General features: G+C 69.9%; 22 protein-coding genes. 4 read left to right on the top strand and 18 right to left on the bottom strand.

The annotated features are described in order from the left end of the window. Position 1 precedes the first annotated feature (1 nt). The 12 genes from ACFYPC_RS01465 to ACFYPC_RS01410 all read right to left on the bottom strand — a co-directional run bounded on the left by ACFYPC_RS01465 (position 2) and on the right by ACFYPC_RS01410 (position 11,235). On the bottom strand, positions 2-601 hold the full coding sequence (locus ACFYPC_RS01465) for a hypothetical protein (RefSeq protein ID WP_388668878.1): 600 nt from the start codon (positions 599-601) through the stop codon (positions 2-4). Positions 602-616: 15 nt separating this feature from the next. Then, a complete protein-coding gene (locus tag ACFYPC_RS01460; protein ID WP_388669997.1) occupies positions 617-1,210 on the bottom strand; it encodes a pilus assembly protein TadG-related protein in 594 nt (197 codons plus the stop codon). An 11-nt stretch (positions 1,211-1,221) separates the two neighbouring features. Next, complete coding sequence (locus ACFYPC_RS01455) at positions 1,222-1,422, bottom strand: hypothetical protein (RefSeq protein WP_388669994.1); 201 nt, start codon at positions 1,420-1,422, stop codon at positions 1,222-1,224. A gap of 117 nt (positions 1,423-1,539) precedes the next feature. Beyond that, on the bottom strand, positions 1,540-2,274 hold the full coding sequence (locus tag ACFYPC_RS01450) for a response regulator (RefSeq protein WP_388668875.1): 735 nt from the start codon (positions 2,272-2,274) through the stop codon (positions 1,540-1,542). Further along, positions 2,267-3,817, bottom strand: coding sequence for a sensor histidine kinase (locus tag ACFYPC_RS01445; RefSeq protein WP_388668872.1), 1,551 nt, complete (start codon positions 3,815-3,817; stop codon positions 2,267-2,269). The genes ACFYPC_RS01450 and ACFYPC_RS01445 overlap by 8 nt, the downstream gene beginning before the upstream one ends. Continuing rightward, a complete protein-coding gene (locus tag ACFYPC_RS01440; protein ID WP_388668869.1) occupies positions 3,817-4,713 on the bottom strand; it encodes a DUF5936 domain-containing protein in 897 nt (298 codons plus the stop codon). The genes ACFYPC_RS01445 and ACFYPC_RS01440 overlap by 1 nt, the downstream gene beginning before the upstream one ends. A 7-nt stretch (positions 4,714-4,720) precedes the next feature. After that, positions 4,721-5,668, bottom strand: a complete 948-nt coding sequence (locus tag ACFYPC_RS01435) for a type II secretion system F family protein (protein WP_388668866.1) — start codon at positions 5,666-5,668, stop codon at positions 4,721-4,723. 169 nt (positions 5,669-5,837) lie between these two features. Next, on the bottom strand, positions 5,838-7,181 hold the full coding sequence (locus ACFYPC_RS01430; RefSeq protein ID WP_388668863.1) for a CpaF family protein: 1,344 nt from the start codon (positions 7,179-7,181) through the stop codon (positions 5,838-5,840). A gap of 26 nt (positions 7,182-7,207) precedes the next feature. Next, positions 7,208-7,582: a TadE/TadG family type IV pilus assembly protein gene (locus tag ACFYPC_RS01425; protein ID WP_388668860.1), complete on the bottom strand. Its 375-nt coding sequence runs from the start codon at positions 7,580-7,582 to the stop codon at positions 7,208-7,210. Then, entirely contained in the window at positions 7,579-9,198 is a 1,620-nt protein-coding gene (locus ACFYPC_RS01420) for a CpaE family protein (RefSeq protein WP_388668857.1), read from the bottom strand. The genes ACFYPC_RS01425 and ACFYPC_RS01420 overlap by 4 nt, the downstream gene beginning before the upstream one ends. A 147-nt stretch (positions 9,199-9,345) precedes the next feature. Continuing rightward, positions 9,346-10,059: a Flp pilus assembly protein CpaB gene (gene cpaB, locus ACFYPC_RS01415; RefSeq protein WP_388668854.1), complete on the bottom strand. Its 714-nt coding sequence runs from the start codon at positions 10,057-10,059 to the stop codon at positions 9,346-9,348. Between the two features lie 165 nt (positions 10,060-10,224). Then, positions 10,225-11,235, bottom strand: a complete 1,011-nt coding sequence (locus ACFYPC_RS01410) for a hypothetical protein (protein WP_388668851.1) — start codon at positions 11,233-11,235, stop codon at positions 10,225-10,227. A gap of 497 nt (positions 11,236-11,732) precedes the next feature. On the opposite strand from ACFYPC_RS01410, the gene ACFYPC_RS01405 reads away from it, so the two are divergent. After that, positions 11,733-13,427: a chitinase gene (locus tag ACFYPC_RS01405; protein ID WP_388668847.1), complete on the top strand. Its 1,695-nt coding sequence runs from the start codon at positions 11,733-11,735 to the stop codon at positions 13,425-13,427. A 413-nt stretch (positions 13,428-13,840) separates the two neighbouring features. After that, the gene (locus ACFYPC_RS01400) at positions 13,841-15,208 is read left to right on the top strand and encodes a M14 family metallopeptidase (RefSeq protein ID WP_388668844.1); all 1,368 of its coding nucleotides are present in this window, start codon (positions 13,841-13,843) and stop codon (positions 15,206-15,208) included. Positions 15,209-15,293: 85 nt separating this feature from the next. Here the strand turns inward: ACFYPC_RS01400 and ACFYPC_RS01395 are convergent, their stop codons facing one another. The 5 genes from ACFYPC_RS01395 to ACFYPC_RS01375 form a co-directional block, all read right to left on the bottom strand. Continuing rightward, on the bottom strand, positions 15,294-15,950 hold the full coding sequence (locus ACFYPC_RS01395) for a hypothetical protein (protein WP_388668841.1): 657 nt from the start codon (positions 15,948-15,950) through the stop codon (positions 15,294-15,296). 81 nt (positions 15,951-16,031) lie between these two features. Beyond that, complete coding sequence (locus tag ACFYPC_RS01390) at positions 16,032-17,540, bottom strand: GntP family permease (protein ID WP_388668838.1); 1,509 nt, start codon at positions 17,538-17,540, stop codon at positions 16,032-16,034. 158 nt (positions 17,541-17,698) lie between these two features. Next, positions 17,699-18,109, bottom strand: coding sequence for a RidA family protein (locus ACFYPC_RS01385; RefSeq protein WP_388668835.1), 411 nt, complete (start codon positions 18,107-18,109; stop codon positions 17,699-17,701). A 7-nt stretch (positions 18,110-18,116) separates the two neighbouring features. After that, positions 18,117-18,884 carry an IclR family transcriptional regulator gene (locus ACFYPC_RS01380; RefSeq protein ID WP_388668831.1) on the bottom strand — a complete coding sequence of 256 codons (768 nt, stop codon included), beginning with the start codon at positions 18,882-18,884 and terminating at the stop codon, positions 18,117-18,119. Next, the gene (locus tag ACFYPC_RS01375) at positions 18,881-19,924 is read right to left on the bottom strand and encodes a sugar kinase (RefSeq protein ID WP_388668828.1); all 1,044 of its coding nucleotides are present in this window, start codon (positions 19,922-19,924) and stop codon (positions 18,881-18,883) included. The genes ACFYPC_RS01380 and ACFYPC_RS01375 overlap by 4 nt, the downstream gene beginning before the upstream one ends. A gap of 179 nt (positions 19,925-20,103) precedes the next feature. Between ACFYPC_RS01375 and ACFYPC_RS01370 the strand changes: the two genes are divergently transcribed. Next, positions 20,104-21,381, top strand: a complete 1,278-nt coding sequence (locus ACFYPC_RS01370) for an amino acid deaminase (RefSeq protein WP_388668825.1) — start codon at positions 20,104-20,106, stop codon at positions 21,379-21,381. A gap of 125 nt (positions 21,382-21,506) precedes the next feature. Next, complete coding sequence (locus tag ACFYPC_RS01365; RefSeq protein ID WP_388668822.1) at positions 21,507-23,114, top strand: amidohydrolase family protein; 1,608 nt, start codon at positions 21,507-21,509, stop codon at positions 23,112-23,114. 19 nt (positions 23,115-23,133) lie between these two features. Here ACFYPC_RS01365 and ACFYPC_RS01360 read toward each other — a convergent pair whose 3' ends face one another. Further along, the gene (locus ACFYPC_RS01360) at positions 23,134-24,039 is read right to left on the bottom strand and encodes a serine protease (RefSeq protein ID WP_388668819.1); all 906 of its coding nucleotides are present in this window, start codon (positions 24,037-24,039) and stop codon (positions 23,134-23,136) included. Positions 24,040-24,108 lie beyond the last annotated feature (69 nt).

Below are 24,108 nucleotides of genomic sequence, written 5' to 3'. Positions count from 1 at the left end.
GTTACTCGCCCTCGGTGAGTTCGATGGAGGCGGGGGGCATGGCGCCGACCAGGAAGTCGACCGCAGTGGTGTCGGCGGGTGGGGCGGGGAACTGAGCGAACCATTGAGTGGTCGCTCCCTGGGTGAGGCCGCCACTGAACTGCGTGCACAGGCATCGTCCCGAGGTGTCCCGGAGGACGAGGTACTTCTTCTTGCCCTTCTGGTCGATCAGGCTGGCGCCCGCCATGGAGGCGCCGTTCTTCGCCAACTCGCTCTCGTCACCACGCCAGGTCCCTGCAATCCAGCCGTCGCCCGTGTTGTTCGTGACCGTCCCCTCGACAGTCACGAACCCGCCCTCGTCGCGCTGGGCGGACGTGATCGCCAATACCAGACCGTTCTCACCCTTGACTTCTGCAAGCACCGTCTCGGGCTCCGGCGTCTTCGATTCCGCGTTGCCGCCGTCGCTGCTGCCGCTCGTCGCGGAAGTCGAGGGGGTCGGGGCTCCCTTGTCGGAGTCCCCGTCGTCTCCCCCACCGCAGCCGGCCACCGTGAGGAGCAGCCCAGCCGTGATCGCCACCGCGCTCAGCGCCCTGCGGCCCTTCATGGTCTGCCGAATGCCCATCGGTACGACTTCCTCTCACTCGGCCAGATACACAGAGAACAGCACGGACGCGTCCGGAAGGTCGATCGGATCGAAATCTCCTGGATCGATGTCCACGATCTCTCCGTCGCAGTCCAGTTCGACGGGATTCTCGGGATCCGCGTCCAGATCGAAATCGCACCGCGGCTGGATGACGGCAACAGCGTGGGCGCCGGCCTGCATGCCCTCCGTACCGGGAATGATCGAATCACCGACCGTGTAGTTGGTCTGGATGTCGGCCTCGAACCTGGGAAGGCCGTTCGTCGTGACGAACTGGATCCCCTGAAGGGTCGAGTCGTTCTCGGCGGCCAACTGCTGGGCCGCGGCGGCCGCTCCCGCACCCGTGGGGTCGATGTCGCCGTCCAACCAGTCCAGCCAGTTGTCCTCCTGGCCGATGGCGCCGCCCAGTTCGTCGAGTATCTCGTCCCGTGCGGCCTGCGCGGCCGCCAACGCCGCAGCGTCCGCCGCGGATTGAGCTCCATTGCGGGCGGACGCTGCTTGGGCAAACGCGAAGAAGGCGAACGCAGCGAACAGCAGGATCGTGGTCAGCCAGATGTAGATCGGGAGAGTCTGCCCTCTGTCGCTGCTCAGGTTTACGGAGGTCAGCCGCCGACGACGTCCGAGACCGCATTGAAGATCGCGGTCGATATCATGTTGTCCAGCCCCAAGCTGTCGATGAGCGTGAAAATCCCCGCAATAATGATCATCAGCCCCGCATACTCCACGAACCCCGCCCCCGCGTCCCGCGCCTCGCCCCGCATCCGGGAGGCAACGGTCCGCGTCCACGCCTCGAACCTGCTCATCGTCTCTGCCTTCCCAGCCGACGCCATCAATACCAACCCGAGCACCGTACGTGAGAACGGGTCTACGGCGAGTGGGTCCATGGGCCCAACTTCCGTGTATCGGCGTCCGTGATGGGGTCACCGGGTCCACCCCTCGCGTGCGGTGCCCAGCCAGTGGGCGATCGCTTCGCTGCGCGAAGAACTGTGCAGCTTTGCGAAGATGCGGTTGATGTGGTTCTTGACGGTCTTCTCACTGATGAAGCAGGTGGCGGCGATCTGGCGGTTGCTCATGCCGGATGCGATGAGATCCATTACCTCCACCTCCCGGGAACTCAGGCCGAAGTCGGATTGGTTGGGGGTGCGACGGTGAAGGGCCGCCGCATATGTGAGCCGAACCTTTGACGACTGTGACACAGTTGGTTGCATATGCGAAGAGTTTTTGTTCGGTTCGTAGGAAACACCGAGTGATTTCGTGAACGTCGGTGTGGCGTGCCGCAAGTTCCGTACGGCTGTGGTCAGTTCGGCGGCCGTGAACTCGCCGTGGACGAGGTAGCCGGTCGCGCCGCGGCGCAGGGCCTCGGCCACGACCTCGGGTTCGCGGCTGTACGTCAGCATCATCACCGGGGCGAGGCGGGCCAGACCGGGCAGGGCGGTCAGACCGTCGGTGCCGGGCATGCGGACGTCGAGGAGTACGACGTCCGGGGTGAGGCGGGCGGCAAGCGCGAGGGCCTCTTCGCCGTCGGCCGCCGCCGCCACGACCTCGATGTCCGGGTGGCCGCCGAGCAGCGCGGTGAGGCCGGCCCGGACGACCGGGTTGTCGTCGGCCACGAGTACGCGCAGGGGCGGCGGGCCGGGAAGTGCCTGGTCAGGCATGTTCGGCCTCCTGTTGGGTGGGGCGAGGTGCGCCGGGCGGAGCGGGGTGGGTGACTGGGAGCGTTACGGCTACCTCCGTGCCGCCCTGTGGGGATGGGCCCAGGTGAATGCGGGCGTTGAGGGTGGCGGCCCGTTCCGTCATACCCAGTAGGCCGAAGTGGCCGGTTTTCGTTGCGTCTTGGAGCGTGGTGGCGGCGGGCAGGCCCCGTCCGTCGTCCTGTATTCGGACCGTGAGGGCGGTGTCGGAGGCTTCCAGTTCGATCGTGACCTGCTTCGCGTCCGCGTGACGGTGGGCGTTCTCCAGTGCCTCGGAGACGATCGCCAGGACGTGGTGGGCCGTGGTGTCGGGGAGGGACGGGCATCGGCCGCCCTTGTGGTTCAGGAACGTTCTGATCTGTGTGTGCGACTCGAAGTCCGCCGTGCGGAGAGTGAGTTCGGAGACGAGGTCCGTGTGGTGGCGCAGGTCCGAGAGGAGCGCGCGTGACTCCGCCGCGGCTCTTCGCGCCGCGCCCGCCACCGTCGCCGCCTGGTCCTTGAGCGCGTGGAGTGCGTCGAGTGCGCTGAGCGTCTTCGGATCCGAAGGGCCCGAGGTGCGAGACGTGCCAGAGGTGCCAGAGGTGCCCGAAGCGCCGGCCGACGCCGCCAGCGCCTCCGCCGCCAACGCCAGACCGTGGAGGGTCTTCGCGACCGAGTCGTGCATCTCCCGGGCCAGCCGGGCTCGTTCGGACTCCACGGCTTCCGCCACGGCCAGCCGGGAGGTCACCTCGGACAGTGCCTCGCTGGCCGCGCCGAAGCGGAACATCAGGTTGCGCAGGGTGACGCCGATGATCCCGGCGCCGACGCAGAAGCCCGCGATGAGGAGGGTGTTGGCGCCTGTTCCCGGGTGGTGTGCCCAGGCTCGGTACACGGTGAGCAGGACGATCAGCTGCAGGCCGGTGAAGACGCCCGAGCCGCGCCAGCCGTACAGGAGGCCTGCCAGGAGCGGAGTGCAGACCGTCGCGTAGGCGAGGGGGGAGGCCGGGGACGCGGTCAGAAGCAGGATCGCGCCGAAGCTGAGGTCCACGGCCATGAGGGTGGGGTGGGCCAGGAGACGGGGGCCGAAGCGGTCCCAGTCGCGGAGCATGGCGTACGACCCCATGACGCCGAGGACGGCAGCGGCGAGAACGGCGTAGCGGGGTGGGCCGTCCGTCGCGTTGGCCATCGCGACGGGGGCGCCGATCGCGATCGCTGCGAGGCGTACGGCGAAGGCCTGGCGGCATAGGGCCTGTAGGGCGTTGAGCTGGAGGCGGATGCTTCCCGGGGGCGGGGCGTCGTCTGCCAGGTAACCGGCGTCGCCGTTGGGCCAGGCTGCGCCGACTGCCGGGTGCTCGGCGTCGGGGGGCCGACCTGTGCTGGTGCTCGCCTCCTCCACGTCGTGCCCGGCGTTCGGGGTGCCGTAGGGGTGGGTGCGCTGCTCGGCGCTTGCGAGGTGCCGCCCGCTTTGGGACGGGCGCCGCCCCAGCGGCACGATTGCCCACAGCGAAGTTGGTCGGCGGGTGGTCATCAGCGGCCCAGGATCGAGCCGAAGTCGGTGCCCGAGCCGAGGAACATGCCGGTGGCGATCAGGATCATGGTCGCCGGGAGCATGAAGACGAGGGTGACCATCGTCGCCTTGGGGATGGTTTTCGCGGCGCGGCGGCGGGCGTTCTGGGCGTCGGTGCGGCGCATGTCGTTGGCGAGCTGGATGAGGGTGTCGGCGATCGGGGAGCCGAGTTCCTCACCCTGCTGCAGCGCCGAGACGAACTGGGCGACCTGCTCCGAGGAGTTGCGTTTGCGGAGTTCGTCGAAGGCCTGGCGGCGGCTGACGCCCACGTCCATCTGGCGGAGCGTGATGCGCAGCTCGTCCGCCCAGGGGCCCTCGTACTTCTCGGCGACCCGGTCCAGGGCCTGGCGGAAGCCGAGGCCCGCCGAGACGACGACCGCGAGGACGTCGAGGAAGTCGGGGAGGGTGCGGTCGATGACCTCCTTGCGTTCGCGGACGGCCTGCCAGATCAGGGCGTCGGCGGCGACCAGGCCGAAGGCCAGGGTCAGGGCGGCGAAGAGGAGTTGCCCGTTGGAGAGGAAGACGAGGCCGAGTACGACGCCGAAGACGCCGTACACCGCCCGGCGGGCCGCGTAGCGGTTGAGGGTCAGGCCGCCGGGGTTGCCCGCCATGTCGATGCGGCGGCGTTTGGCGTCGACGCGGCGGTGGCCCATCAGACGAAGGACCGTGGGCGCGAAGCGCATGCCGAGACGGTCGACGGCCGAGTCGGCCTTGGAGACGCGGGTTCCGCCGACCTCCAGGGCGAGTTGGAGGTCGGAGGGCAGTTTGGCGTCGGCCCGGATCATGCGGATGCCCAGCAGTACGCCCGCGATCGAGGCGGCCATGAGGAGCGCAAGCAGCAGGGGCAGCAAGGTCATCCCTCCCTCATACGTCGATCTTGCCGAGGCGGCGGATGACGAAGAAGCCGACGGTGTAGAGGCCCAGGGAGAGGAGGACCAGGCCCTGGCCGAGCGGGGAGCCGGTGACCCGGGCCAGCGCTCCTTCGTTCGAGGAGTTGATCAGCACGAGTGAGCCGATGCCCAGGAACGGGACCGTGAACGCGGTGGCGTTGACCTCGGAGAGCATCGTGCGGACCTCGCGGCGGGTCTCCTTGCGGTCCTCCAAAGTCTGGGTGAGGTTGCGCAGCGAGCTGACGACCGATCCGCCTGCCTTGTTGGCGAGCACCAGAGTCGTGACCAGGACGATCAGTTCGCGGGACGGGAGGCGTTCGGAGAGTTCCGCGAGGGCGTCCTCGACCGTCCGGCCCATCGTCAACTGGTCGGCCACATGCGCGAGTTCCTCGCCCGCCGGGGCCTCCAGCTCCTCCGCCGCCATCGCGAGAGCGGTCCGCAGCGCGAGTCCCGCCGCCGTCGCGTTGGCCAGCAGGCGTGCCACGTCGGGGAGTTGACTGATGAAGGCCTCGATGCGTTTCTGCCGCTGCCAGTTGAGGAAGACAGCCGCGCCCCAGGCGCCCATGAGGGCGGCGATCGGACCGAAGAAGGGGGCCAGCGCCGCCGCCGCGATCAGCCAGAGCGCCACGACCACGGCGGTGACGTAGGTGAAGAACTCCCCCGCCGTCACGTCGAGTCCTGTCGCCGACAGCCGTAGGTGGATGGTGCGGCCGACGCGGGTGCGGCGCAGCCGCCGGTCGATGCCGGCGAAGCGGCGTACGCGGCCGGCCGCGGTGCGCAGGGCGCCGGTGCCGGTGCCGGAGAGGCGGTCGACCAGTGCCTGGCGCTGGGCCCGTCCGGAGGCGTACGCGTGGACGCCCGCGACGGCGAGTGTGCCGCACAGGACCGTCGCGCCGAGGGCGAGCAGGGCGGGGTTGTTCATGGCTCACACCTCCCAGGCGTAAGGGTCGTCTGGCTTTCCGGCCCGGGGGTCATCCGGATCTCCGGCCCGGCGGTCATCCGGATCTCCAACCCGGGGATCGTCCGGCTTTCCGGCCCGGGGGTCATCCGGCTCTCCGGCCCGGCGGTCATCCGGATCTCCGGCCCGGCGGTCATCCGATGGCCTGCCTTGTGTTCAGTACGTCGACGGGGGCCTCGGTCACGCCGAAGGCAGGCGGGAGCGGTTCGCCCGCGACGTACAGCTTCTCCGCGACCGCGCGCGGGAGCGGGAGGTGCTCGAAGTAGCCGCGCACGACCCGGTCGGGGCCCACGGGGCGGGGTACGAAACGGGTGACGGGCGCGATACGGAACTGTTCGCGGCCGTGCGAGACGAGCAGCGCGATCTCCGTGACCTTGCGGGAGCCGTCGGCGTGCCGGGAGAGCTGGACGACGACCTCCACGGCCGAGTTGATCTGGTCCTTCAGCGCCTCGAAGGGGATCTGGACCTCGGACATCGAACCGAGGGTCTGCAGGCGCATCAGCGCGTCCTCGGCGGAGTTGGCGTGGACCGTGGCGAGGGAGCCGTCGTGGCCCGTCGACATCGCCTGGAGCATGTCGAGTGTCTCGCCGCCGCGGACCTCACCGACGATGATGCGGTCGGGGCGCATCCGGAGCGAGTTGCGGACCAGGTCCCGGATGGTGATCTGGCCCTTGCCCTCGACGTTCGGGGGACGGGATTCGAGGCGGATCACGTGCTCCTGCTGGAGCTGGAGTTCCGCCGAGTCCTCGATGGTGATGATGCGTTCGTGGGACGGGATGAGCCCCGAGAGGGCGTTCAGCAGGGTCGTCTTCCCGCTGCCCGTGCCGCCGCTGACGATGACGTTGAAGCGGGCCCGGACGAACGCCGCGAGGAGCATCAGCATCTGCTCGTCGAGGGTGCCGAGGCCGATCAGCTCCGGGAGGGTGTACGCGCGGGGGAAGCGGCGGATCGTGAGGGTCGGGCCGGTGAGCGCGAGCGGCGGGATGATGACGTTGACGCGCTCACCGGTGGGGAGGCGGGCGTCGACCATGGGGTTCGACTCGTCGACCCGCCTGTTGACGGTGGAGACGATGCGTTCGATCGTCTGCATCAACTGCTCGTTCGAGGCGAAGCGGAGGGGAAGCTGCTCCACTCGTCCCGCGCGCTCCACGAAGATCGAGTCCGGGCCGTTGACCATGATCTCGGTGATCGACGCGTCGGCGAGCAGTGGCTCCAGGACGCCGAGTCCGAGGGCCTCGTCGACGACTCGGCGGATCAGCTGGGAGCGTTCCGCGGAGGAGAGGACCGGGCCCTCTCGGCTGATGATGTGGCCGAGTACGCGTTCCAGGCGCAGCCGGCGTTCGGCCGCCGTCAGGCTCGACATCTCGGCGAGGTCGATCTCTTCGAGCAGTTTGGTGCGGTACAGGGCGACGAGGTGTCCGTCCTCACGGGCGGGTCCCCCCTCGTCGGGGGCGGCGATGCGGGAACGCAGGCTCATGGATTCGGCTCCTCTCGTACGGGCGGTCAGTCGTCGGTGGGCATGGTGGCGTGGCGTACCACGGTCACGTCGTCGAAGAGCGGGATGACTGCGGGGACTTGGACGGTGACGGTGGCGGTGGTGAGGTCGGGGCCCTCGGGGGCCGAGACCGCCGGGTCCAGCCACCCGCTCACAGCGGCCTGTCCGGCCGCGTTGCCATCCCCTCCCTGCGAGGCGACCCGTGCCGCGGCTCGCGCCCCGGTGCCGGCCTGGTTGATGCCGTATCCGATCAGGCCCAGCTGGATGGCGGCCATCCCGACGACGAGCAGGATGGGCAGGAAGCCGGCGAACTCCAGGATGGAGACACCTCGGTCTTCGCGGAGTCGATGCCTCAGGCCCCTGAGCCTCGTAGGAAGCCTCATCCGCCATCGCCCTCCAAGGCCGCGCCCGCTTCACCGTTCACGGTCCACCCGGCGTCGAACCCGGGGAAGAACAGCGGCACTTCGACGCTGACGCTGGCCGTCATCAGCGAGCCGGCCGGGGTGCAGCCGATCTCGGCGCCGCTCCAGGCCCCCGGCAGATGCTCGCTCCCCGCCGCCTGGCACGCGCCGCCCACATCGCCGTTCACCGCGTACGCCGCCGTCGCCGCGCGAGCCGCCTCGTCCGCCGCGTTCCCGGCGAGCGAGTACGAGTAGCCGTACAGCACGCACTGCCAGAGGATGGTCATCACGACGAGCAGCAGTGGGAACATCCCGGCGAATTCGAGGGTCACGGCACCTCGGTCGCCGCCTTTTCGCCTCAGTGCCAGCACGCCCCGGTCCGAGGTCGGGGCCTTGCGTCGCCTGCCGCCGCCTCCGCCCTCCTGCGCGATCACCAGTCCCAGTTCACCCGCGAGCGCCCACAGCGCCTGCTTCACCGTGGAGCGGGCGTCCAGGTCCTGGAGCCGGCCCGCGTCGACGACGGACTGGAGTTCCTTGAAGGCGGCGGGTATCGCGGAGCGGGCGACCTTCGTGCCGGTGACTTTCTCGACCAGGGACGGCTGGATCTCCGTACCGCGGGCGAAACGGTTGACGACCGTCGTCGTCTCCTCGGCCTTGCGGATCTGGAGGCGGTCCCACATGCGGATCACGCGTTTGGCGGCGCGTACGGCGATGACGTCGGGGGTGACCAGGAGCAGGGCGTGGTCCGCCATCTCGATGGCGGCGGCGGTCGCGGAGTTCAGCTGGGAACCGCAGTCGACGATCACGACGTCGTTGCGGGAGCGCAGGGTGCCGAGGACCTGGCGGGTCACCCGGTCGGTGACCTCTTCGCCGCGTTCGCCCTCGGAGGGGGCGAGGAGCAGGCCGAGGCCGCTGTCGTGGGTGTAGACGGCGTCCTGGAGTACGCGGGGGTTGATGTCGCTGATCCCGGCGAGGTCGGCGACCGACCTGCGGAACTGGACGTCCAGGTAGGAGGCCACGTCGCCGGACTGGAGGTCCAGGTCGACCAGGGCCACGTCACGGCCCGAGGCCCGCGCGGCGAGGGCGAGCTGTACGGCCGTCACCGTCGCGCCGACGCCGCCCTTGGCGCCGGTCACCGTGACGAGGGTGCCGCCGGGTCCCGCGTACAACTCCGGCGTACCGCTGACCAGATGGCGGCGCATGCCGCGCGACCAGGCTGCGGCGGCCTGGACGCGTTCCGCGAGGGAGTCGTAGCCCAGCGGCAGGCCGACGATGCCGCGGGCGCCGGAGTCCATGGCCGCGGTGAGTACGCCGTTGCCGGTGTCGGCGGTGATGAGGACCACGCCGACCGCCGGGAAGCGCATCACGAGGTCCCGGATCAGGTCCAACGCCGGGACGGGGCCTATCCGCTCGTGGACGAGGACGACCTCGGGCAGCTCGTCCAGCGACTCACCGGCGAGCCGCGCGAGGGTGTCGAGCAGCGCCGTCGAGTCGGGGACCGGCGGGGCCGGTTCGGCGTCCGCGAGCTGGCTGAGCAGTGTGGTGAGCGCGCGGGCCGAGTCGATGTCGCCGACGGCCGGGAGGATACGGATGGTCATCGGACCCGCCTGTGGGTCGTCACGCCGGACCGTGCGCTCGTCATGCCGGGCCGCGCCCCCGTCATTCCCGGCCGCGAACTCATCACGCCAAGCCGCGAACTCATCACGCTCATCGCGCCGGGCCTCCTGGTCGTCATGCCCGGCCTCCTACTTGTCCTCGTCGAGGGTGTACGTGCGGTCGCCGGGAGCGACGGGGGTGTTCGAGCCGCCTGCCACCAGGGCCAGCCGGACGTGTTCGGCGAACGACTCGGCGAACGCGACGCGTTGGGCGTCCGCGGTGTCGAGCGCGAAGGTGATGGGGACGGCCTGGGTGGCGGTCTGGCTGCGCTCGGCGGTGGACTGGCCGGGGTCGAGTGCGGTGAGCTTGCCGACGTCGATGACACGGGCGTTCTCGACGATGACCTTGGACTGGTTGACGCTGGTGTCACCCTCGGCCTTGAAGGTGGCGTAGATGTTGACCCGGGAACCCGGGTTGATCTTGCCCGCGACCCCCGTCGACGCGTCGATCATGATCGCGATCTCCTGCTGGCCCGCCTCCAGCGCGGGCCGGTCCACGATCATGTCGGTCTGGAGCAGGGAGCCCTTCTCCAGTTGGGTGACCGCGATCTTGCCGCGGATCTGGGAGAGGTCGGTGACGGCCGTGGACGACAGCCACCGCTCGGGCATCTCGACCTTCTCGAACTGGTCGGCCGACAGTTCCTTGTAGGGCGCGATGTCATCCTTCAGGCGGTACGCCGCCACCTCCGGGCCGACCTTGGAGTTCACGTCGCGGATCACCGAGAGCACTCCGGCGAAGGCGCCCATGGCGCACAGGGCCGAGAGGACCAGCAGGATGACGCCGCGGCGCTGGCGTGAGTTCACTGATTCCCACCTCGTAGGGTCGTGCCGGGGACCGTGCCGAGCTGCTGTTCCTGCCGGGGGTCCGGGGGTGGTCCCCCAGGGTGATGCAGCATGATCCGGACAACCTCGATCGTGGAGCGGGGACGGCGGGGTCGAGCGGTCGTACCTGTTGTTGCTCGGCTGTGCTTATGTGGCGCCCGGGGGCAGGGCGCGTACAGAGGCTGCCCGTACGGCGGCAGCCGGAAGCTCCGTCGACGATGACGGTGCGGACAGTGACCGCGCCGGCGACGACTGTGACGAAGGCTGGGGCCCGGACGGCGACAGTTGTGACGACGACTGGGGCCGGGACGGCGACGGCTGTGACGCCGATGCCGGTGGCAGTGGTGCCGACGCCGGTGACAGTGGCGCCGCACAGAACCCGCAGCGGTCACCGATGAGTTCGAGCCCGCACCAGTGGCACTGCTCCCGCCGGACGGACGACACGAGCTGGTAGAGCACGGACACGTCGTACAGCCCGGCGGCGAACTCGACGAGCTTTCCGGTTCCCCACCAGCGGGCGGACGCCTCCGGCAGCGGTACGGTCGCGACGCCCTGCACGCGCCAGGCGGGAGCGAGCGTCGCGGTGACCCAGTCGGAGGGTGCCTGACCTGCGGCGGCGAGCAGCCGGGTGCCGAACTCCGGCCCGGCGAGCTCCTCCTGGCCGACGCGCACGAGCTGTGGCCGCGGATTGGCCAGTACGGCGAACTGGGCGCCCGGCACCCACGACTTGGCGTGGGACTTCAGGGACACCGGGACCTGGTCGAGCTTGGCGACCGAGCCGAGCAAGGCGCCCGCGTAGATGTAGTGGGCGAGCAGACGGGCGGCGGAGGCGAGCACGCCCGGACTGAAGTCGCAGACCGATAGCTGCCTCAACTGCTGGGCCAGCAGCGCCACTCCGAGCGGCGGGAGGTCGATGCCGAGCAGGGCGATGCGGTCGCTCTCCAGGACGGAGCGGACGGTGCGCAGCCGTTGCGTCACGGCGTCGGAGGCCGAGGCGGGGTAGAGCGAGATGACGTACCCGTGCTGCTCGATGAGCGCGTGCATTCCCAGGAGGGAGTTTTCGAGGGTGTCGAGGGGCTGGACGACGGCGGGTGGGGTCTGCCGGTCGTGCGGTGGGAGCACCAGATCGGGACTGGTGACGGCTATCGCGGTCGGCATGCTGCACACACCCCGTTCGCTGGGGGCTGCCGGTCGTGCGGTGGGAGCACCAGATCGGGACTGGTGACGGCTATCGCGGTCGGCACGCTGCACACACCCCGTTCGCTGCGGCGGGCCCTTCACTGCGGCGGAGTGGTCAACCACCGCCCCAGATCGCCCCTTTTTCGCCATGGACCGTCACATATGGCCATAGATCGCCACCGTGACGCCCTTCTGCATCAGCACCATATCCACGCCATGCCCCCCTCAACACCGACTTCGCGAGATCAACTCACCGAAGGTGCGGGCATGATCAACGGAGAGTGAGCCGCATATGCCACAACTCCTCGCACCAGCAAGGGCGTTGAGCGGTCCGAGAGCCGCCAGAGGTCTTGACAACCCAATTGGTCTGGACCACCTTGTACCCAGCAACGGTCGCCACCGTTCCACACCCGCTCCCCAGCACTGCTCCCATCCCGTCCCCCTCACCGGAGGTCCCAGTGGACCGCGTACCAGGCATGCCCGGACGCAGACGCACCTGGGCGGGGCTCCTCGCCGCCGCCGTCACCGCTTCCTTCCTCACCGTCGCCGGCCTCGCCACCGACGCCTCGGCCGCGGACATCAACAACGCCAAGAACGCCGGCTACGAGTCCGGCCTGGCCAACTGGACGTGTTCGGCGGGCAGCGGTTCGACCGTCACCTCGCCGGTGCACGGTGGCGCGGCCGCGCTGAAGGGCACGCCGGCCGGGCAGGACAACGCCAGGTGCACGCAGGCCGTCGCGGTCAAGCCCAGCTCGACGTACACACTGAGCGCATGGGTGCAGGGCGGGTACTCCTACCTCGGCGTGACCGGCACCGGTACGACGGACGTGTCGGCCTGGACACCCGACTCCGCCGCCTGGAAGCAGCTGACGACCACCTTCACCACGGGCGCCTCGACGACCTCGGTGACGGTCTACACGCACGGCTGGTACGGGCAGGCCGCCTACTACGCCGACGACCTCTCGGTGTTCGGCCCCGACGGCGGCGGTGGCAGCGACCCGGTCCCGGCCATCCCGGCGGCCCCTGCCGGTCTGGCCGTCTCCTCCACGTCCTCGTCCTCCGTGTCCCTCGCCTGGAACACGGTGTCGGGCGCGACCGGCTACAACGTCTACCAGGGCGCCACGAAGGTCCAGTCGGTGACGGGGACCTCGGCGACCGTCTCCTCGCTGGCCGCCTCGACCTCGTACACCTTCCAGGTCAGTGCGACGAACTCGGCCGGTGAGTCCACGAAGTCGGCGACGGTCACCGGCACGACGACCGCGTCCGGCGGGGGCGGCGGCGGCACGCTGCCGAAGCACGCCGTGACGGGCTACTGGCAGAACTTCAACAACGGCGCCACGGTTCAGAAGATCTCCGCCGTCCAGTCCCAGTACGACATCATCGCGGTCGCCTTCGCCGACGCCACGGCGACGCCGGGCGCGGTGACCTTCAACCTCGACTCGGCCGGGCTCGGCGGCTACACCGTCGACCAGTTCAAGGCGGACATCGCGGCGAAGAAGGCCGCGGGCAAGAAGGTCATCATCTCCATCGGCGGCGAGACCGGCACGGTGGCGGTGAACAGCTCGACGTCCGCGACGAACTTCGCCGACTCCGTCTACACCCTGATGACGACGTACGGCTTCGACGGCGTCGACATCGACCTGGAGAACGGTCTCAACGCGACATACATGACGCAGGCACTGCGCTCCCTCTCCACCAAGGCGGGCCCGTCGCTGATCATCACGATGGCGCCGCAGACGATCGACATGCAGTCCACGTCCAACGCCTACTTCCAGACGGCGCTGAACATCAAGGACATCCTCACCGTCGTCAACATGCAGTACTACAACAGCGGTTCGATGCTCGGCTGCGACGGCCAGGTGTACTCGCAGGGCTCGGTGAACTTCCTGACCGCGCTCGCCTGCATCCAGCTGGAGGGCGGCCTCGCCCCGTCCCAGGTCGGCCTCGGCCTCCCCGCCTCCACCAGCGGCGCGGGCAGCGGCTATGTCTCCCCCACCATCGTCAACAACGCACTCGACTGCCTCACCAAGGGCACGAACTGCGGCACCTTCAAGCCGTCCAGGACCTACCCGGACCTGCGCGGCGCGATGACCTGGTCGACGAACTGGGACGCCACGGCGGGCAACGCCTGGTCCAACTCGGTGGGCCCGCACGTGCACGCGCTGCCGTAGGACCTCCGTTTCGTCCAGTGGGCCGCACTTCCTACGGGGGTGCGGCCCTCGGCGTTGTTGCGGCCGCCTGGCCGTTGCCGTCGGGGGGTCGGTGGGCCGGGGGTCGGGGGGTCGGGGGTCGGGGTCGGGGGTCGGGGTCGGGGACGCTCGAAGTGGCTGACGGTCGGCTGACCACCCACAAACGGGGCCTGGCCTTGGCGATGGCCAAGGCCCCGTACCGCCCCGAGTACACCTGTCCGGCTGATTTTCGGCCGATTCCCGGCACCAACCCTTGGGGGATACTTGACCTGACCATGCCAGACCTCCACGATGAGCGCCACACCCGCACCAGCACGTCGCACTGATCCACCCCCCACCGCTCCACTCCTCTCGTTCCGGAGATCCCGGAGCGCCCGGAGAAACAAGGAGATTTCATGCGACTTCGCATTCGCGGCAGCGGCGCCGGAAGCACCGGAAGCAGACGCCGTCGCCGCACCGCCGCCTTCGCCGCCCTGCTGGCGCTCGCGCTCGCGGCCCCCCTCACGGCAACGGCCACCAACGCCACGGCCGACGGGGCGAAGGCTCCCGCGGCCGAGTCGGACCCCGTCCGCCAGTACGAGGTGCACATGCACTCGGACTCCAAGTCCCGTACGGCGCTCCAGCAGGCCGGCGTGACCGTGGACGAGGCCGACTCGGAGACAGTCGTCGTCTCGGGCCGCGCGGACCAGATCAAGAAGCTGCGCTCGCAGGGCTACGAGGTCTCACTGCTCGGCTCGGCACCGGACCGTTCGAGCGCGGCCGACGTCGGGATCCTCGACTTCCCCACGGCCGACTCGACGTACCACAACTACGCGGAGATGACGAGCGACATCAGCACCGTCATCTCGCAGTACCCGAGCCTGGTGAGCCAGCGGGTCATCGGAACCTCCTACCAGGGCCGGAACATCGTCGCCCTCAAGATCAGCGACAACGTCGGTACGGACGAGGCCGAGCCCGAGGTGCTGTTCACCCACCACCAGCACGCCCGCGAGCACCTCACGGTCGAGATGGCGCTCTATCTGCTGAAGGAGCTGACCTCCAAGTACGCCACGGACTCCCGTGTCGCGAGCATGGTCAACTCCCGTGAGATCTGGATCATTCCGGACCTCAACCCGGACGGCGGCGAGTACGACATCGCGACCGGCGCGTACCGCTCGTGGCGCAAGAACCGCCAGCCCAACACCGGTTCGTCGTACATCGGTACGGACCTGAACCGCAACTGGAACTACCAGTGGGCCTGCTGTGGCGGCTCGTCCGGGACGACGTCCTCGGACACCTACCGCGGTACGGCGCCCGAGTCCGCCCCCGAGGTCAAGGTGGTCGCCAACTTCGTCCGCAGCCGCGTCGTCGGCGGCGCCCAGCAGATCAAGGCGGCCATCGACTTCCACACGTACAGCGAACTGGTGCTGTGGCCCTACGGCTACACGACCGCCAACACCGCGACCGGCATGACGCTGGACGACCGCAACGCCTTCGCCGCGGTCGGCGGGAAGATGGCCGCCAGCAACGGCTACACGGCCGAGCAGGCCAGTGACCTCTACATCACCGACGGCTCGATCGACGACTGGCTGTGGGGCAACCAGAAGATCTTCTCGTACACCTTCGAGATGTACCCGACATCCAGCTCCGGCGGCGGCTTCTACCCGCCCGACGAGGTCATCGTCCGGGAGACGTCCCGCAACCGGGACGCGGTGCTGCAGCTCCTGGAGAACGCCGACTGCATGTACCGCTCGATCGGCAAGGAAGCGCAGTACTGCGCGTGAGCGCTCCGCTCGGTGAGGTGCACGACCACAGGTCGTGGGGGAACTGCGGGCCTGCCGTGGCCGGTCGCGCAGTTCCCCGCGCCTCTTACGGGGCGCTCTCCTCGACGTCCACGCTCTCCTCGACGTCCTCGCTGTCGTCGCCGTCGTCGCCGTCCTCGAAGTAGGCGTCGAGGACGGCGTCGAGCTGGTCCTCCCAGTCCTTGAAGCGTGCCCGGGCCGGCGCCTCGATCTCGATCGGGTACCAGCGGCGGTCCGGGGTGTGCACCGTGATGGTGAACCGCTTCCCGAAGCGGGGCGACTCCGTCTCGACGGCGCCGATCTCCTCCCAGCGGAACTCCGCCTGCTGGTCGTCCAGGCGCAGCTGTACGCCGCTGTGGTCGGCCTTGATCGAGGCGCGCCGGTCGGAGGCCTCGAAGACGGGACCGTCGACGTCCGCCCCGGCTTCCTCGGACGCCTCGGTCTCGTCCTCGTCGTCCCCGTCGTCCTGGTCGCCGACCTCGTCGTCGGAGTCCTCGACTTCCTCGGCTTCCTCGGAAACCGCCTCCTCGGAGGTGACCTCCTCAGCCTCGGCTGTCTCGGCCGCGTCGGCGTCCTCGACCGCCGAATCCTCGACCTCCGCGTCCTTGTCGGCCGCGTCCGCGGCCGACTGCGCGGGCACGGGTGACGTGAGCCCGGGGATGTACGCCGGGTCGACCGCGGCGGCATCCAGGGGCTGGCTCTTCGAACCTATGCGCTGCTCCACAGCGGGCAGTATGGTCGACGATCCTGTGTCAGGAACAGCCAGCCCCTACATAGCTGCACGGCCGTTATGACAAACCGGCCGTTATACGAAAACGCTCACCACCGCCGCCACCGCGAACCCGGCGACCGACAGCACCGACTCCAGAACCGTCCAGGACTTCAGAGTGTCCCGCTCGCTGATGCCGAAGTACTTCGCCACCATCCAGAAGCCGCCGTCGTTGACGTGCGAGGCGAAGATCGAGCCGGCCGAGATCGCCATGATGACGAGGGCGACGAAGGCCTGGGAGTGGTCGCCCTCGGCGAGCAGGGGCGCGACGATGCCGGCCGTCGTGACGATGGCCACCGTGGCCGAGCCCTGGGCGACGCGAAGGACCAGCGAGATCAGGTAGGCGAGGACGAGCACCGGCAGGCCGACGTCGTTGAAGGTGTCCGAGAGTGCCTGGGCGACCCCGCTGGCCTTCAGCACGGCGCCGAAGATCCCGCCCGCGCCGACCACCAGCAGGATGTTGCCGACCGGCTTGAGCGACGAGGTCGACACCCTCTCGAGGGACTTGCGGGACCAGCCGCGCCGGATGCCGAGCAGGTAGTACGCGAGCAGCAGGGCGATGGTGAGGGCGACGAAGGGGCTGCCGAAGAACTCGATCACGGAACGGAGGGTGGAGGGGTCGAGCGCGATCGAGGAGAACGTCGCCGCAAGGATCAGCACCAGCGGCGTACCGATGATGCCGAGGACGGTGCCCAGCGGTACCGGGCTCTCGCGTGGCTCGACGCCCGACGCCCGCTGCTCCTCCCGCACGGCCAGCTTCGCCTCCGCGGCGGCCTCGACCATGTCCTGCGGTACGGCGACGAAGATCCGCTTGCCGATCCAGGCGGAGTAGACCCAGGCGGCGGCCACGGCGGGGAGTCCGCAGACCACGCCCATCAGGATGACCCAGCCGAGATCCACGTGCAGGAGTCCGGCGGCGGCCACCGGACCGGGGTGCGGCGGCAGGAACGCGTGCGTCACGGACAGGCCGGCGAGCAGCGGCAGGCAGTACAGCAGGATCGATTTGCCGCTCCGCTTCGCCGCCGCGTACACGATCGGCGCGAGGACGAAGATGCCGACGTCGAAGAAGACCGGGATGCCGAAGATCAGGCCGGTGAGCCCCATCGCGAGCGGGGCCCGCTTCTCACCGAACAACCCGAGCAGCCGGGACGCCAACACCTCCGCCCCACCGCTGACTTCGAGGATCGCGCCGAGCATCGTGCCCAGGCCGATGATGATCGCGACATGGCCGAGGATGCCGCCCATGCCGGACTCGATGACCGAGACGGCCGTGGACCGCTGAACCGTGCCGAAGAGTTCCGTCACCGAAAGGCCGGCCGCCAGGCCGACGGCTATGGAGACGGCGAGCAGCGCCACGAAGGGCTGGAGCCTGAGCTTGATGATCAGGACGAGCAGGAGGGCGATGCCGAGGGCGGCGACGGTGAGGAGACCGGTGGTGCCGTCGACGAGGAGGAGCAGCCCGCCGGTGTGGGGTGGGGTCTCGGGGGCGGGGGGTGTCGCAGCGAGCGGAGACGAGAGCAAGGGGGGACCTCTTCTTAAGTGCATAGGGCTTTCGGGCGTGGGGGATCGCGGCACGGCGCCCAGGGGATGACGGGCGCCGCACCGTGATGACGTACGGGATGCGGGAGTTGTGCGGAGAGAGACGTCAGGCAAGTACGGGCAGCGCGTCGGCCTCGATGAGGAGGCCGGCCGGCAGACCGACGTCAGCCGAGTACGGCCAGCGCGTCGATCTCGATGAGGAGGCCGGCCGGCAGACCGACGTAGACCGTCGTGCGGGCGGCGGGAGGCGCGGTGAGGCTCTGCTCCTCGAAGTAGGCGTTGTAGATGCCGTTGAACTCACCGAAGTGGTCGACGTCCGTGAGGTAGACGCGGATCATCATCACGTCGTCCCAGGTCGCGCCCCCCTCTTCGAGGATCGCCTTGACGTTGGCGAGGGTCTGGAGGGTCTGCTCGCGCAGGCCGGGTCCCGCGGGCGTGGGTGACTGGCCCTCGACGGCCGGGAGGAAGCCGACCTGTCCGGCGACCTGGAGGATGTTCCCCTTCTTCACGCCGTGCGAGAACTTGGCCGGCGGAGTGGTGTGGGTCTTGGGGGTGAGGGCGGTCTTCTCAGTCATGCCGTGCTCATTCCTTCGGGGCTTCCTTGGCGGGGGACTTACCGGAGTACTCGCGGCTGATGGCGTCCGTCGTACGGCGTACCAGCGGGAGCAGGGTGAGGAGTTCGTCGGCGGTGACGACGACGTTCGGGGCGGAGACGGACATCGCGGCGACGACCCGTCCGTCGGCGCCGCGGATGGGTGCGGCCACGCAGTTGATGGACTCCTCGTGGCCGCCGAGGTCGGTGGCCCAGCCCTGTTCGCGTACCGCCGCCAGCTCCTTGAGGAAGGCGGCGGCGTTCGGGATCGAACGGGCCGTGTACATGGGGTAGTCGAGCTTGTCGGCGAGTGCGCGCCGCTCGGCCTCGGGCAGGTCGGCGAGGAGCAGCTTGGCGACGGCGGCGACGGTGATGGCGACGGGCTTGCCGATCCGCGAGTACATCCGGACCGGGTAGCGGCTCTCCACCTTGTCGATGTAGAGGACCTCGTTCTCCTCGTGGACGGCGAGGTGGACGGTGTGCCCGCACTGCTCGTTGAGGCGTACGAGGTGGGGGTGAGCGATCTCCCGGATGTCCAGGTTCTCCACCGCCTGCTGGGCGAGGGCGAAGAGGCGGGCGCCGAGGCGGTAGCGCTGGTCGGACTGGCGGTAGACGAGCCCGTGCTCGTGGAGCGTGCGCAGCAGGCGGAGCGCGGTGGACTTGTGCACGCCGAGCCGGTCGGCGACCTGGCCGAGGTCGGCGGGGCCCTCGGCGAGCAGCGGCAGGATGCTCAGCGCTCGGTCGACGGTCTGGCTCATGGGGTGGGTACCTCCTCGTCGGCCCGCGTGACGGCTTCGGTCCAGCCGGGGCCGAGTCGAAGTGTCTCCCACGCCCGGTCGTCCAGAGCGGCCAGCCGGTCGGCGTGGTCGCGGGAGGGAGGCGCGGCGAGGTCCCCCGGCACGGTGAGGGCGGCGGCGGCCATGAGGTGGCCGTGCCGGAGCCGGTCCTTGGCGGGGAGCCCGCGCAGGGTCGCGGAGAGGAAACCGGCGGCGAAGGCGTCGCCCGCGCCGACGGCCGCGACGACGTCCACGCGCGGGGCGCGGACGAGCGTGGCGGTGCCGTCCGCGTCCTCGGTCCCCTCGATGTCCCTGTCGAACATGACGGCTCCGCCTTTGCCGTACTTGACGACCAGGACGTCCGGCTCCGGCAGCGCGTCACGGATCGCCGGTGCGCCGCGCAGCCCCCAGGCGTCCCGCGCCTCGTCCTCGCCGACGAACACGATGTCGGCGTCGCGCGCGAGGTCGAGCAGCACGCGCGGTCCGGCTGTGTCGTGCCACAGCCCGGGGCGGTGGTTGACGTCGAAGGAGACCAGCGGGCGGCCGGGCCGGCGCGCGGTGAGCTCGCGCATCAGGCCGAGGCAGTCGTCGGAGAGCGCGGCCGTGATGCCGGAGAGGTGGAGGACGCGGGCGGACCGGACGGCGTCCAGGTCCAGGTTGTCCACGGTCATCGCGGAGGCGGCCGAGCCGGCCCGGTAGTACGCCACCTCGTGCGCGTCGGTCGCCCGGTCGCCCGCTGTGCGGAAGTAGATGCCCGTCGGACGCGTCGGATCCCTTTGTACGCCGGAGATGTCCACGCCGTACGAGGCGATCGCCTCCACCAGGTGATCGCCGAAACCGTCCGCGCCGACCCTGCTGACCCACTGCACGGAGTGCCCGGCGGCGGCGAGCACGCAGGCGACGTTCGACTCCGCGCCGCCGATCCCCCGGGTGAAGGAGGGGACATCGGCGAGACGTCCGGGCCGGGAGGGTAGGAACGTGACCATGGACTCGCCGAGCGCTACGACGTCGAAGGCGGTCACGATGGCTGGGGCCCCTTGCTCTCTCGGGCGACGGCATCGGCACCGTTGACCCTGCGTTGGCTGGGATGTTAGACAGCAGTAAGCGTCATACGCAATGGCCGTTGCAGAGAATGCAACACAGCAGAACGACAACCGCACCTCGTCCAGGAACACGCTCGTCAGAACACCAGGGAGTCCCCATGGGCGCCGACACCGCCGCAGCACAGCTCACCGCTCTCACGGCGGACCGCGTCGACCTCCGCTTCAAGGGCCTTCCGCCGGACGCCGGGGGCCTGACGGTCGGCGAACTCGCCGCCCAGCGCCGCAACCTCTTCACGGACGGCTTCACCACCCCCGTCCTCGCTCTCTCCGCCGAGCGCCTGAACCACAACCTCGCCCTGATGGAGACGTACGCGACCCGCCACGGCCTCGCCTTCGCCCCGCACGGCAAGACCTCGATGGCCCCGCAGCTCTTCTGGCGGCAGATCGAGCACGGCGCCTGGGGCATCACCCTCGCCGTCCCCCACCAGGTGCGGGTGGCAAGGGAGTTCGGCATCGACCGGATCTTCCTCGCGAACGAACTCGTCGACGCCTCCGCCCTGCGCTGGATCGCGTCCGAACTCGCGGCGGATCCGGACTTCCGCTTCATCTGTTACGTCGACTCCGTGCGCGGCGTGGAACTGATGGACGCCGCGCTCTTCGGAGCCCCCCGCCCCGTGGACGTGGTCGTCGAACTCGCCGCCGGCGAAGGCGCCCGTACCGGCGTCCGTACGGAGGCGGAGTGCGCGGCGGTCGCGGACGCGGTGGCCGGGGCGGCGACGCTGCGGCTGGTGGGCGTGGCGGGTTACGAGGGCGAGGTGCCGGGGGCGGACCCCGACCGGGTGCACGCGTGGCTGCGCCGGCTCGCCGCCCTGGCGGCGGACTTCGACAAGGCGGGCCGGTTCACGGGCCTTGCGGAGATCGTCGTCAGCGCGGGCGGCAGCGCCTGGTTCGACGCGGTGGCCGACGTGTTCGCTGAGATCCCCGAACTCTCCCTGCCCGTACTGAAGTTGCTCCGCTCCGGGGCGTACGTCTCGCACGACGACGGCCACTACCGCAAGCTCACCCCCTTCACCCGGGTCCCCGAGGAGGGCGCCCTGCACCCCGCCTTCCGGCTGTGGGCGCAGGTCGTCTCCCGCCCCTCCCCCGACCAGGCCTTCGTCAACGCGGGCAAGCGGGACGCGGCGTACGACCTGGATCTGCCGGAGGCCCAGGTGATCCGCCGTGACGGGACCGACCGCCCGGCCATCGGCGTCACGGTCACCGGCCTCTCCGACCAGCACGGCTGGCTCCGTACGACGCCGGAGGCGGACGTCCAGGTCGGCGACTGGCTCGGCATGGGCCTCTCCCACCCCTGTACGTCCTTCGACAAGTGGCAGCTGATCCCGCTGGTGGAGGCGGACGGGACGGTTGTGGACTACGTGCGGACGTTCTTCTGAGACGGGCGTATGTGTTTTCCGGCGAAGCCGGGTGAGCCGGCCGAGACGAGTGGCCGTGGGTGGGCGACACCGCGCGGAGCGCGGGAAACGAGCAGCGCGGGCGAAGCCCGGAAAGGCGGCAGCAAGTGGAGCTGGCGATCAGGGACGTAAACGTCGTCGACGGCACCGGCCAGGCCCCGTACCAGGCCGACGTGGGCATCACGGCCGGCCGGGTAACCGAGATCCGCCGCGCGGGCCCACCCCTCGGTGGACGCCGGACCCTGGACGCCCAAGGCCTCGCGCTGGCCCCCGGGTTCATCGACATGCACGCGCACAGCGATCTCGCGCTGCTCCGCGACCCCGACCACAGCGCGAAGGCCGCGCAGGGGGTGACCCTCGAAGTCATCGGCCAGGACGGCCTGTCGTACGCCCCGGTCGACGACCGTACGCTCGCCGAGGTCCGCCGGTCGATCACCGGCTGGAACGGCAACGGCGACGACATCGACTTCAGCTGGCGCTCCGTGGGCGAGTACCTGGACCGGCTCGACCACGGCTTCGGCGGCGAGGGCATCGCGGTGAACGCCGCCTACCTCATCCCGCAGGGCACCTTGCGCATGCTCGCCGTCGGCTGGGAGGACCGCGAGGCGACTCCCCAAGAGCTGGACCGTATGCGGGAGTTGGTGGCCACCGGAATGCGCGAGGGCGCCATCGGCATGTCCTCCGGGCTGACGTACACGCCCGGCATGTATGCCAAGGACGCCGAACTCACCGAACTGTGCCGGGTGGTGGCCGAGCACGGCGGCTACTACTGCCCGCACCACCGCTCGTACGGCGCGGGCGCCCTGGCGGCCTACGAGGAGATGGTCACCCTCACCCGCGAGGCCGGCTGCCCGCTCCATCTCGCCCACGCCACCATGAACTTCGGCGTGAACGAGGGGAAGGCCCCCGACCTGCTGGCCCTCCTGGACAAGGCGCTGGCGGAGGGCGCCGACATCTCCCTCGACACGTACCCGTACACCCCCGGCTGTACAACCCTGGTGGCGATGCTGCCGAGTTGGGCGAGCGAGGGCGGCCCGGAGGCGACCCTCGCCCGTCTCGAGGACGACGGGACGGCCGAGCGCATCCGGCACCACATGGAGGTCGTGGGCGCCGACGGCTGCCACGGCGTCCCCATCGAGTGGGACACGATCGAGATCTCGGGAGTGGCCGACCCGGCGCTCGCGCCGTACGTGGGCCGGACCGTGCGGGCGTCCGCGGATCTGCACGGCGAGGCTCCCTGGGTCACCGCCCGCCGGCTGCTGATCGCCGACAGCCTCGGCTCGACGATCCTCCAGCACGTCGGGCACGAGGAGAACGTCCGCGCGATCATGCGGCACCGGGTGCACACCGGCGGCTCCGACGGCATCCTGCGGGGCGACAAGCCGCATCCGCGCGCGTACGGCACCTTCCCGCACTATCTCGGCTACTACGTAAGGGAGTTGGGCGTCCTCTCCCTGGAGGAGTGCGTCGCCCACCTCACGGCCCGCCCCGCGGCCCGGCTACGGCTGCCCGACCGCGGGCTCGTCCGCGAGGGCTACCGCGCCGACCTGGTCCTCTTCGACCCGGCCACGGTGGCGGCGGGCTCCACCTTCGACTCCCCCCGCACCCTCCCCACCGGCATCCCGCACGTCCTGATCGACGGCCGCTTCGTGATCGAGGACGGGCGCCGGACGGACGTACTGGCCGGGCGGGCGGTCCGCGGGACACCCGCGTGACCGCCCGCTCTTTCCGCCGCTACGGCTGGGGCAGGGTGCACCCGGGGCGGCTCAGGTCGAGCTTGTTGTCGAGCCCGAAGCACGGGACGATCTGGTAGGTCTCCTGGGCGTAGTTGATGCCCTGGCGGACGGTGACGGTGCCGTTCGCGTCGACCTCACAGGGGTTGTTGACCGTGCAGCTGGCGCCGTCCTCGTTGCCGGTGTTGTTGACGGCGACGACCTTGCCGGTGGTGTTGTCGATGACGGGCGAACCCGACGTACCACCGATGGTGTTGCAGGCGGAGGTGTAGCGGAGCGAGTCCGTCCAGGTCCAGGAACCCTCCTGCAGGCGGTTGACGAAGCCGTCGACGTTGCAGGTGTAGATCCGCTTCCAGTACCCGGAGACGACCTTGATGGCCGTGCCCGCCGTCGGGTGCGCGTCGTCAAGCGTCAGCGCGCTGATGCCGTACGTGCTCTGGATCTGCGCGTACGTGCTGGTGAGCTGGTAGATCGAGACGTCCGTGTCGGTCATCGTGCCGTACGCGATCTTGCTGGCGCGCAGGGTCGCGACCTTCGTACCGGCGGAGTTGAGCAGGCTGAAGGTGCGGGTGGACGCGCGGTCGACGATGACCTGGCCGGCCGCCGGCATGCCGGTCTCCAGGCAGTGGCCGTTGGACAGCACGAGGGCCGGGTCGTCTGCCTCGGAGGCGGGCATGCGGATGACGGAGCCGGAACAGTTGCTGAGCGCGACGGTGCCGGCGAAATCGACGGCCTGGATCGCGGGAGCGGCGGCGCTTTCCGCTTCCGCCGACGCGGACGCCGACACGGACGCGGACGCGGACGCGGACTTCGGCTCGGGTGCCGGTGCCGGTGCCGCGACCGCGGGTGCCGCGCCCGCCCCGGCGATCACCAGGGCGAAGAGCGCGGCGACGAGAGGCTTTCTCATGTGGGGTCCCCTCTTGCGACGTGAGTGACCGAAGGTTTTCCGGTCACCTTCTGTTTTGTCATGCGCATT

It is taken from the genome of Streptomyces sp. NPDC005808 (assembly GCF_042871385.1).
In the GTDB taxonomy this organism is placed as follows: Bacteria; Actinomycetota; Actinomycetes; order Streptomycetales; family Streptomycetaceae; genus Streptomyces.
Note: the sequence above shows the minus strand (reverse complement) of the source record. Positions and strands in the feature narration are given on the sequence as shown.

Coding starts and splice junctions, on each gene's coding strand:
- ACFYPC_RS01445 (WP_388668872.1), bottom strand. CDS start 3,817: ATGACCACCCGCCGACCAACTTCGCTGTGGGCAATCGTGCCGCTGGGG.
- ACFYPC_RS01455 (WP_388669994.1), bottom strand. CDS start 1,422: ATGAGCAGGTTCGAGGCGTGGACGCGGACCGTTGCCTCCCGGATGCGG.
- ACFYPC_RS01400 (WP_388668844.1), top strand. CDS start 13,841: ATGCGACTTCGCATTCGCGGCAGCGGCGCCGGAAGCACCGGAAGCAGA.
- ACFYPC_RS01360 (WP_388668819.1), bottom strand. CDS start 24,039: ATGAGAAAGCCTCTCGTCGCCGCGCTCTTCGCCCTGGTGATCGCCGGG.
- ACFYPC_RS01420 (WP_388668857.1), bottom strand. CDS start 9,198: ATGACCATCCGTATCCTCCCGGCCGTCGGCGACATCGACTCGGCCCGC.
- ACFYPC_RS01410 (WP_388668851.1), bottom strand. CDS start 11,235: ATGCCGACCGCGATAGCCGTCACCAGTCCCGATCTGGTGCTCCCACCG.
- ACFYPC_RS01380 (WP_388668831.1), bottom strand. CDS start 18,884: ATGAGCCAGACCGTCGACCGAGCGCTGAGCATCCTGCCGCTGCTCGCC.
- ACFYPC_RS01430 (WP_388668863.1), bottom strand. CDS start 7,181: ATGAGCCTGCGTTCCCGCATCGCCGCCCCCGACGAGGGGGGACCCGCC.
- ACFYPC_RS01450 (WP_388668875.1), bottom strand. CDS start 2,274: ATGCCTGACCAGGCACTTCCCGGCCCGCCGCCCCTGCGCGTACTCGTG.
- ACFYPC_RS01435 (WP_388668866.1), bottom strand. CDS start 5,668: ATGAACAACCCCGCCCTGCTCGCCCTCGGCGCGACGGTCCTGTGCGGC.
- ACFYPC_RS01440 (WP_388668869.1), bottom strand. CDS start 4,713: ATGACCTTGCTGCCCCTGCTGCTTGCGCTCCTCATGGCCGCCTCGATC.
- ACFYPC_RS01425 (WP_388668860.1), bottom strand. CDS start 7,582: ATGAGGCTTCCTACGAGGCTCAGGGGCCTGAGGCATCGACTCCGCGAA.
- ACFYPC_RS01465 (WP_388668878.1), bottom strand. CDS start 601: ATGGGCATTCGGCAGACCATGAAGGGCCGCAGGGCGCTGAGCGCGGTG.
- ACFYPC_RS01370 (WP_388668825.1), top strand. CDS start 20,104: ATGGGCGCCGACACCGCCGCAGCACAGCTCACCGCTCTCACGGCGGAC.
- ACFYPC_RS01405 (WP_388668847.1), top strand. CDS start 11,733: ATGCCCGGACGCAGACGCACCTGGGCGGGGCTCCTCGCCGCCGCCGTC.
- ACFYPC_RS01385 (WP_388668835.1), bottom strand. CDS start 18,109: ATGACTGAGAAGACCGCCCTCACCCCCAAGACCCACACCACTCCGCCG.
- ACFYPC_RS01390 (WP_388668838.1), bottom strand. CDS start 17,540: ATGCACTTAAGAAGAGGTCCCCCCTTGCTCTCGTCTCCGCTCGCTGCG.